The organism is Moorena producens 3L (assembly GCF_000211815.1).
Taxonomy (GTDB): Bacteria; Cyanobacteriota; Cyanobacteriia; order Cyanobacteriales; family Coleofasciculaceae; genus Moorena; species Moorena producens.
Genome location: NZ_GL890901.1, coordinates 26,045 through 35,394 on the forward strand (window position 1 = coordinate 26,045; position 9,350 = coordinate 35,394).

At 43.5% G+C, this 9,350-nt stretch carries 6 protein-coding genes; 5 read left to right on the forward strand and 1 reads right to left on the reverse strand.

The genetic code is table 11. From position 1 onward, the window contains the following. Window positions 1-197: 197 nt before the first annotated feature. Entirely contained in the window at window positions 198-3,788 is a 3,591-nt protein-coding gene (metH, locus tag LYNGBM3L_RS13325) for a methionine synthase (RefSeq protein WP_008183867.1), read from the reverse strand. A gap of 562 nt (window positions 3,789-4,350) precedes the next feature. Between metH and LYNGBM3L_RS13330 the strand changes: the two genes are divergently transcribed. The 5 genes from LYNGBM3L_RS13330 to LYNGBM3L_RS13345 form a co-directional block, all read left to right on the forward strand. Continuing rightward, on the forward strand, window positions 4,351-4,566 hold the full coding sequence (locus LYNGBM3L_RS13330) for a hypothetical protein (RefSeq protein WP_044493068.1): 216 nt from the start codon (window positions 4,351-4,353) through the stop codon (window positions 4,564-4,566). 133 nt (window positions 4,567-4,699) lie between these two features. Beyond that, window positions 4,700-4,837: a hypothetical protein gene (locus tag LYNGBM3L_RS43425; protein WP_154659773.1), complete on the forward strand. Its 138-nt coding sequence runs from the start codon at window positions 4,700-4,702 to the stop codon at window positions 4,835-4,837. 69 nt (window positions 4,838-4,906) lie between these two features. Next, window positions 4,907-5,647: a calcium-binding protein gene (locus tag LYNGBM3L_RS13335; RefSeq protein ID WP_008183872.1), complete on the forward strand. Its 741-nt coding sequence runs from the start codon at window positions 4,907-4,909 to the stop codon at window positions 5,645-5,647. A gap of 517 nt (window positions 5,648-6,164) precedes the next feature. Next, a complete protein-coding gene (locus LYNGBM3L_RS13340) occupies window positions 6,165-7,364 on the forward strand; it encodes an RNA-guided endonuclease InsQ/TnpB family protein (protein WP_008183874.1) in 1,200 nt (399 codons plus the stop codon). A 541-nt stretch (window positions 7,365-7,905) separates the two neighbouring features. Continuing rightward, window positions 7,906-9,350 (forward strand): group II intron reverse transcriptase/maturase (locus tag LYNGBM3L_RS13345; protein ID WP_008183876.1); only part of this gene is annotated, 1,445 nt, incomplete at its 3' end.

Here is a 9,350-nt window from a genome sequence, read left to right on the forward strand (position 1 = left end):
ATGGGTGGGTGGAAATTTTTTCGAGTCTGTTACCAGTTTATGTAGTAGGGTGGGCAATGCTTTATACAAATTCACCAAGCTGGGCTTTGCACCTTGATAAACACTGCCCACCCTAAAATTAATAACTATCCTGCAAGATTCCAGTATTAATCAACTGAAATCTGGCTGGCTTAATCCACTGTCAAAAACCTGACCGATCAAGCAGTAAAATATCTAGCGATGGGGTGATAAGCTACAATTGCCGTGGTAGATTGCTCTGGATACAACTGCTCACTCTCATCCATGTATAACTTGATGCGATCGCATTCCAACAAATCCAACTGCTTGTACTGATCCTGGAGATTTGGACAAGCGGGATAGCCAAAACTATACCGTGAACCCTGATAGCGCTGAGCCAACACATCCCGAATACTATCGGGTTCTTGATCTGCGAACCCTAACTCCCGACGAATCCGAGCATGACTCCACTCCGCCAAGGCTTCAGCCATTTGTACCGCCAATCCGTGGTAATACAAATAATCGGTATATTGATCACCATCAAATAATTCCTTAGCGTACTCTGTGGCAATATCACCCACAGTTACCGCCTGCATGGGGAACACATCGAATTGACCTGCTCCTGCCAACTCCTTCGGTAAAAAGAAATCCGCTATACACAAACGCTTACCAGACCGTTGCCGAGGAAACTCAAACCGTGCCACCTCTTGCAATTCCTGCGAGTCTTTAGCACCTTCGGGATTCATCCCTTTAGCATCATAAATTATCAAGGAATTCCCCTCAGCTAAACAAGGAAAATATCCATACACCACCTGGGGATGTAACAAGTTCTCAGCAAGAGTTTTTTCCTTCCATTTGTCCAGAATTGGGTCAACCTTTTCCTTCAAAAACTGATTATACTCTTCCCTCGACTGGTCCTTTGGCTTCCTAAACTGCCATTGTCCAGCAATCAACGCCTGCAAATCCAGATACCATAAGACTTCCTCGAAGGAAATATCCTCTGGCTGAAGTATCTTGGTTCCCCAGAATGGCGGTGTTGGACGCTCAATATCCAAGGTTACCCCTTCCGAACGATTAGTATCTACAGGAGTTGAAAGGGGAGTTGCTGGTTGAGAGTTGTCTTTTGAACCATTCTCCTGCAACTTGTCAACTTTTAACTCGGAAGAAGCTTCAACCGCTACACCATTCTCTAGCTCATCGATAAAGCCTTTACTATCATCCCAGTTACCAGCTGCTTTTGCTGGCATTAACTTATCCATGAAATGGAGGTCAGAGAAGGCATCTTTACCATAAACCACCTGACCATTGTAGGTATTCTGGCAGTCCTTATGGACAAACTTTGGTGTTAGGGCAGCACCCCCTAGAATAACTGGTACCGTAATTCCCCGCTCATTAAAGGTTTCCAAATTATCCTTCATAAACGCAGTAGACTTCACCAGTAGCCCACTCATGGCAATACAGTCCGCATTGTGCTTTTCATAAGCATCAATAATATTGTCCACTGGCTGTTTAATCCCCAAGTTAATCACTTCGTAGCCATTGTTGGACAAGATGATATCCACTAAATTTTTGCCAATATCGTGAACATCTCCTTTCACCGTAGCAATTACAAAGGTACCTTTAGCATTTTTCCCGGCTTCGGATTTTTCCATATATGGCTCTAAATAGGCCACTGCTGCCTTCATGGTCTGAGCGGATTGTAATACAAACGGCAGCTGCATTTGCCCGGAACCAAATAGTTCCCCTACTACTTTCATACCGTCCAGCAAAAAGGTATTGATAATCTCCAGGGGAGGATATTTTTCTCGGGCTTTCTCCAGTTGTTCTTCTAAACCAATCCGTTCCCCATCAATAATATGACGCTTGAGCCGCTCTTCTACCGATAGGTTTTCATCCTGAGAGCGATCGCGTTTTGTAGTTTTCCCTTCAAACAGGGTAGTCAACTTGGTCAAGGGGTCATAGGTACACACATCCCCATCAAACTCCCGCTGATCATAAATCAGTTTTCGACAAACCTCTTGATGCTCTGGCTCAATCTTGGCTAAGGGTAAAATCTTACTAGCACTAACAATGGCTGCATCCATCCCCACTTGCATTGCTTCGTGCAAGAACATGGAATTAAGCACAATTCTTGCTGCTGGGTTTAGTCCGAAGGAAATATTAGAAACCCCCAGCATAACATGACACCCAGGCAATTCTTCCCGAATCCGACGAATGGATTCGATTGTCGCTTTGCCGTTTTCCCGGTCTTCCTCAATGCCTGTGGAAATTGGTAGCGCTAGTGTATCAAAGAACAATTCATGAGCTGGGATACCATATGCGATCGCATCGTTATAAGCACGTTTAGCAATTTCAAACTTTTTATCTGCTGTCCGGGCCATACCATCTTCATCGATAGTACCAATTACCACTCCCGCGCCATAAATTTTAGCTAACTCCAGTACCTTATAGAACCTAGGTTCCCCATCTTCGTAGTTAGTGGAGTTCAGGATACACTTACCCCCAACCACCTTTAAGCCAGCCTCCATCTTTTCCCATTCCGTGGAGTCCAGCATCAGGGGTAAGGTGGAATTTGTGACTAAACGGGAGGCCAATTCGTTCATATCCCGAACTCCATCCCGTCCCACATAGTCCACGTTAACATCTAGGACGTTAGCCCCTTCCCGGATTTGGGATTTAGCCAAAGATACCAATCCATCCCAATCTTCTGCATTCAGCATGGTGCGGCACTTTTTAGAACCACTAGCATTGAGCCGTTCACCAACAATTAGGAAAGAATTATCTTGCTCATAAGGCTGGGAGCTGTAAATCGATGCTGCTGACGGTTCATGCTTAGGATTTCGCTCCTTCGGGGTCAGGGTTTGGGCAAATTCTGCTAACTGTTCAATATGAGCTGGCCTAGTACCGCAACAGCCACCAATAACTTGTACTCCCAAATCCTCTACAAAATGCATCAGTGCCATCCGCAGTTCCATGGGAGTAAGCCTGTAGTGAGCGTGCCCTCCGACATTTTCCGGTAATCCAGCATTAGGGATACAAGAAACCACAAATGGGGAACACTCAGATAAGTATTTGATATGTTCCTTCATTTGCTCTGGCCCAGTGGCACAGTTAAGACCAAGGATATCAATCGGGTAAGGCTCTAGAATCGTTAGCGCCGCATTAATTTCTGACCCCACCAGCATAGTACCCATCACTTCCATAGTGATCGATACCATCAGTGGCAGTCTTGCCCCTTTTTTTTCAAATACCTCTTCTATGGCATTCAGGGCTGCCTTAATTTGGAGCACATCCTGACAAGTTTCAACGATCAGCAAATCAGAACCGCCATCATACAACCCTAAGGCTTGTTCCACATAGGCGTTCTTCAAGGTATCAAAATCAATATGTCCCAGGGTAGGGAGTTTAGTACCAGGACCCATCGACCCTGCCACAAACCTAGGTTTTTCTGGAGTGGAGTATTCCGCTGCCATCCGTTTCGCTAGTTCCGCAGCTGCTTTATTTAGGTAATAGGCTTGGTCAGCTAGATCATATTCTGCCAGTACAATCGAGGTACCCCCAAAGGTATCCGTTTCAATCACATCTGCTCCCACCTCCAGGAAGCCCCGATGCACCTTTTCCACTGCTTCTGGTTTAGTATGGACAAGGTACTCATTACATCCCTCGTACTCAGGTCCACCAAAGTCTTCAGCGGTGAGGTTTTGGGTTTGGAGAGACGTTCCAGTTGCCCCATCAAATACGATAACCGGGCGCTTTGGGCTATGGAGGTGATTGAGAAAAGGGCTATTCATAGATTCAGTTATTTGTTGACTTCAGTGGTGTGTTGACCGTTGACAGTTTACGGAATTTTATTCATTTATGTCGGCTCTTATAATTAGTTTATCAAAAATCACCCAAATTATTTTATTTAATTTTTGCTATAATTTAAATTTTAGGTCAAATTAGTTTTTTTTCAACAGTTTATGTTTATAATTTCAAGGGTTTAATTAACTTCAGTTAAAGGGTGAAACAAACAGTAATTTACAAATTACATTATCAAATAATTAGTATAAATTCAATAGTGTGCAACGTTAATAAACTAGTTTCGTAAACCCATTAAACCAGATTTATAGCGTTGATAATACTTATAGTTAACAGATGCAGCGCTAACGACTCAGTTTACGTCGGCACGGATCTCTTGGAAAAGCCCAAGGGATAGTCGGTCCCTAAAGTGCAGCACAAGTTAGGCAGCGCAGGGATTAAAAACTTGGCTATACTTTGGCTAGCCGATTGTACCAAATTCCAGAAACTGCTGAAAGACAATCTCCTCTAAAAAATGCTATAATATAGAGTAATTATGTGATGGAAAAGACCATGCAAGTTAAAGACTTGACTATTGATGAGTGTAAGCTCCTCATCCAAGAAACAGTCACTGAAACTCTAGAAGCACTGTTGAGCGATCCTGATAAAAATAAACAACTAAGACCTGAGGTTGTGCAGGAGTTGATTGATTCGCTTCACCGCACTCAACTTGGAGAGCCTGGTATTCCTGCAGAAGAAGTAGCTGAGAAACTTGGCTTGAATTGGTAATGAGCTACCGCGTAGAGTTTACAGCAAAGGCAATGGTCGGGTTGGAGTCAGTTACTTAAAAGAACGAACTAGTTTTTTTTATCCTAAAGCTGCTTTTGCCCAGTGGGTTGCTATAGCAATCCATGTCGGAATTGTGAGAATTTTTGATTCCCTATTCCCTATTCCCTATTCCCTATTCCCTATTCCCTACTCCCTACTCCCTACTCCCTATTCCCTGATTAACCCATTCAACCTAGACTCTGAATTTCAGCCAATGTGGCAATACAACTAGAAATAAATCGTCTGTAATAACTATAGAAGGCTTGATTCCCAATGGGGAAAAACACAAGGAGAAATTAACATGGCAGTTATCAACGGTGATAAGGGGAATAATACTCTCGTTGGTACTCGGTTTGACGATGAGATCAATGGTTTTGATGGCAGAGACGTACTCATCGGCAACAGAGGTGATGATACCCTAAATGGAGGGGATGATTCGGACTTACTATTTGGTGGAAGAGGTCACGATTCCCTCAACGGTGGCGGACATGATGACTTCCTGTTCGGAAACCAGGGCGATGATATTCTTGATGGCGATACTGGCAATGACAGGCTGTTTGGGGGGAGTGGCAACGATAACTTAATGGGTAGCTTTGGCAAAGATACCCTCAACGGTGGCAGTGGTGATGATACCTTAGTTGGTGTGGATATCTTTGACGAACAACCTGGTCAGTTGGAGAGGGATACCCTCACTGGTGGTTCAGGCAAAGATACCTTCGTTCTCGGAGATACTCAGACAGTTTATTATGATGATAGTCAAGTTCGATTCATCATTCAGCCCCCTCCTACAGAACCCCCACCAAGCTACGCTTTGATTACTGACTTTGAACCTGGTAAAGATGTTATTCAGCTGAAAGGAGCCATAGAGTATACATTAGAAGATGTTGAGCTTCTTAATGGCGTTTCCGGTCTAGGAATCTTCTTCGATGCTGACGGTTTTGATGGTAACGGTTCTGAGCAACTGATTGGTATTATCCAAAGCGAAGAATCCTTAGATGGCCTGCAAATTAATATTGGTCGGGCAATCACGACTATTTCTTGATTTCCCAGAAGAGAGTGTCGGAAGTGTCGCAAGTGTGGGTAAATTTTGAGTGGTAATTGGGTATCGAACGATGGGATCGCCTCAAGCAGAAAATGCGATCGCGTAACGTGGCCTTAGGTCAATCCCGTAACCTAACCTAAGCCAATCGCATTCATCCCATCCTTAGATACCCTCAACTTTTCCCTGTTCCCTTCTTTATATCTTAACTAAAAATGCTATCGCTGTTTCAGCTTCCGGCAAAAGGAGCCCCACATCTCAATACGTAGTATGAGTGTGGGAGGAATTTTGCGCAGAGTCTTTCGGCACAGGTAGGCGAGCTATGAAGCTTCTCAGTAACTCGGAGCAGGTCATCCCCCTACGATTGACCGTAGGTCACGCTACGCGAACAGCCTCTTCCTGTAATTGTCTTTTCTCAAAATTGGTCACTCTGACCACAAGCTTTTGATCTTTCATTATGGGTTGACGTTTGTTGCTACAAATGCTATCTTAATAGTAGGTCGAGAAACAGGAAAAGTCAATGAGAACGGCGTACCAGTACAGGCTAAGGTTAACCAAGCAACAGAAAGCTGATATAGAAAGGTGGTTGGACATGTTGCGCTGCCAATACAACTATTTACTTGCTGACAGGTTTAACTGGTACGAACAAAATCGCTGCTCTATTAACTCATGTCCTCTTATCTGTCATTTACCTGAACTCAGAAATAATCCTGATTACTTTTCCCAGAAGCGAACATTACCTCAACTGAAAAAAGATCGACATTGGTATAAGGAAATCCACTCTAACGTTTTGCAGGACTGCGTAAAAAGGGTAGACCTTGCCTTTAAGAGATACCTTAAGGGTGATTGCAATGGGAAACGAAGTGGGAAACCTAGATTCAAAAACAAAGCCAGATATAGGTCTTTAACCTTTTCTGCTTTTTCTAAAGAGCCCATAAAAGAAAACAAACTGAATCTTCCTAAGTTTGGTTGGGTCAAAATGATCTATCATCGCCCCATTCCTGATGGGTTCAAGATTAAGACAGCCACCCTGACCCGTAAAGCTGACGGATACTATGTGACTTTGTCGCTGCAAGATGATACCGTTCCCAGTGTAATTCCAATAGAGGAAGTGTCTAATCCTGTTGGTATAGATATGGGTCTCAAATCCTTCTTGGTGAAGTCTGATGGTTCAGAAATTCCTATACCTCAGTATTACCGAAAAGCTCAAAAGCGATTAAAGAAGATCCAAAAGGCTGTTAGCCGTTCAAAGAAGGGCAGTAATAATAGAAAGAAAGCTGTAACTAAACTAGGAAAGGCTCACAAAAAGGTAGCTGACACCCGAAAAGATTTTCATTTTAAAACTGCAAAAGAGTTATTAAACAGTCATGACTTAATTGCTCATGAAAAGTTAAATATAAAAGGCTTGGCTAAAACTAAGCTAGCTAAATCAGTTTTAGATGCTGGGTGGGGGCAATTTCTGTCAATTTTGTCAACCAAAGCCGTTCGCGTAGCGTGGCCTACGGCCATAAATGCTGGGTTGATATCAAAAGCAGTAAATCCCCGAAACACCAGTCAAAACTGTTCTAATTGTGGCCAGAAAGTTCCAAAAAAACTAGAAGACCGAATCCATTCCTGTCCTCATTGTGGATATACAGCGGACAGGGATGTAAATGCGGCCATCAATATATTGAATTTGGCGGTGGGGCATCCCGCTAGTAGTAGTGCGGCTCGTTCCTAATAGGAGCCTTTCGTAATAGAAAGGGGTATGATTAGGGGGATTCGTGAGGTCTAACCTCAAAAATCCTAACTATCCTCAGGATGTGGGTGAAAGTCCCACCCTTGAAGAGACAAGTGACTCCCTATCTGACCACACCGAGTGAGCGGCAACTCACAGAGTGACGCTGGTAACAGGGCGCAATCAGTTGACCAAAAGCAGGTAACAACACTGGCGCTAACGGGGAGGCGACAAGGTCTAAGTAGTTCTAAAAAAGTGTCTAAGACGGCAACCACAACCTGAATAAAATATGTGGAATAAATTCTCTACTCTCACGGAGTCATTACTACGATATCCGTAATCTCTGAGAGGAGAATAGGCAAATTGAACTGACCTAAATCGCCAAAACAATCTTCAGGATGGAACGAGTAAAAACGACAGCAATAATAGGTCTGGGGAACGGTCGAAACCCCGGTAAACTATGCCAAGTCTAATCCCTACTGTCGGGTAAGATGTGTTCAAAACTGGGCACGGGTTCTCAGAATATGTTCAACCAAAGTAGAGTATGGTTAGACGCATGAATTCACATAGCGAACTTTGGAAAAGTCAGAAGTGGAAGAAACTCCGCCAAAACTTATTCCGCCTACAAAGAAGAATATATAAAGCAGTTCAGGCTGGCGACTTGAGGAAAGCTCGGTCTTTACAAAAACTGATTATGAAATCCCGTTCAGCTCAACTTTTGGCCGTTCGTCAAGTGACTCAATTAAATCAGGGTAAACGCACTGCCGGAATTGATGGAAAGGAAAACCTCAATTACCGAGAGCGAATTGAATTGGTAGACAATCTGAACCACTATGGCCACACCTGGTTTCATAGCGGACTAAGGGAAGTACCAATCCCTAAAAAGAATGGGAAAACCCGGATGCTTAAAATACCAACTATCGCTGATAGAGCATGGCAATGTCTAGTAAAATACACCCTCGAACCTGCGCACGAAGCTATCTTTCACGCCCGGAGTTACGGGTTTAGGACTGGGCGAGGCGCACATGATGCCCAAATGTACATATTCACCAACCTGAATAAAGGAAAAAAAGGCATCACTAAAAGGGTAATTGAGCTAGATATTAAAAAGTGTTTTGACCGCATTTCTCATAAATCCATCATGGATAGGTTGATAGCACCAGCACATGTGAAGAAAGGGGTCTTCAGGTGTTTAAAAGCTGGCATCAGCCCGGAATTCCCTGAACAAGGAACTCCCCAGGGAGGAGTGGTTAGCCCCCTTTTAGCCAATATCGCACTTGATGGAATAGAAGATATCCATCCATCCGTCCGCTATGCAGACGACATGGTGATATTTTTAAAACCAAAAGATGACGCCGGAAAAATTCTTCAAAAAGTGGAAAAATTTCTGGAAGAACGAGGTCTCGAAATCAGTCAAGAAAAGACCAAGATAACCAAAACGACAGACGGTTTTGACTTCCTTGGCTGGCAGATGCGAGTCAAGCCAAGCGGAACATTCCATTGTAAACCCTCAGCGGATAATCATAGGAAAATACGCGAGAAGATTAAAGCCGTAGTCAATAGCTCGAATTATGGTGCAAAGGTCAAAGCCAAAAAACTAGCTCCCATTGTAAGAGGATGGCGAAACTACCATAAATGGTGTGATATGAGCGATTCTCGGGATAGTCTATGGTTCCCTAACAAAGCGGCAAAAAGAAAATTCCTCATCGAAAAGAAAATGAACCGCTATGAAGCAGTGGAATTATGCAAAAAGGCATTCCCTACAGTAAGGACTAAACGTTTTGGACACACTATGGTCACAGGGACTAAGTCCCCTTACGATGGAGACTTAGTCTATTGGAGCAAACGGAAAAGTACGCTCTACGACAATCATACGTCCAAGGCTTTGAAACGACAAAACCATTCTTGTGAACATTGCGGGTTAATGTTCAATTGCGACGAATCTGTACACCTTCATCATGTAGATGGAAACCACGACAATGGAAGCTA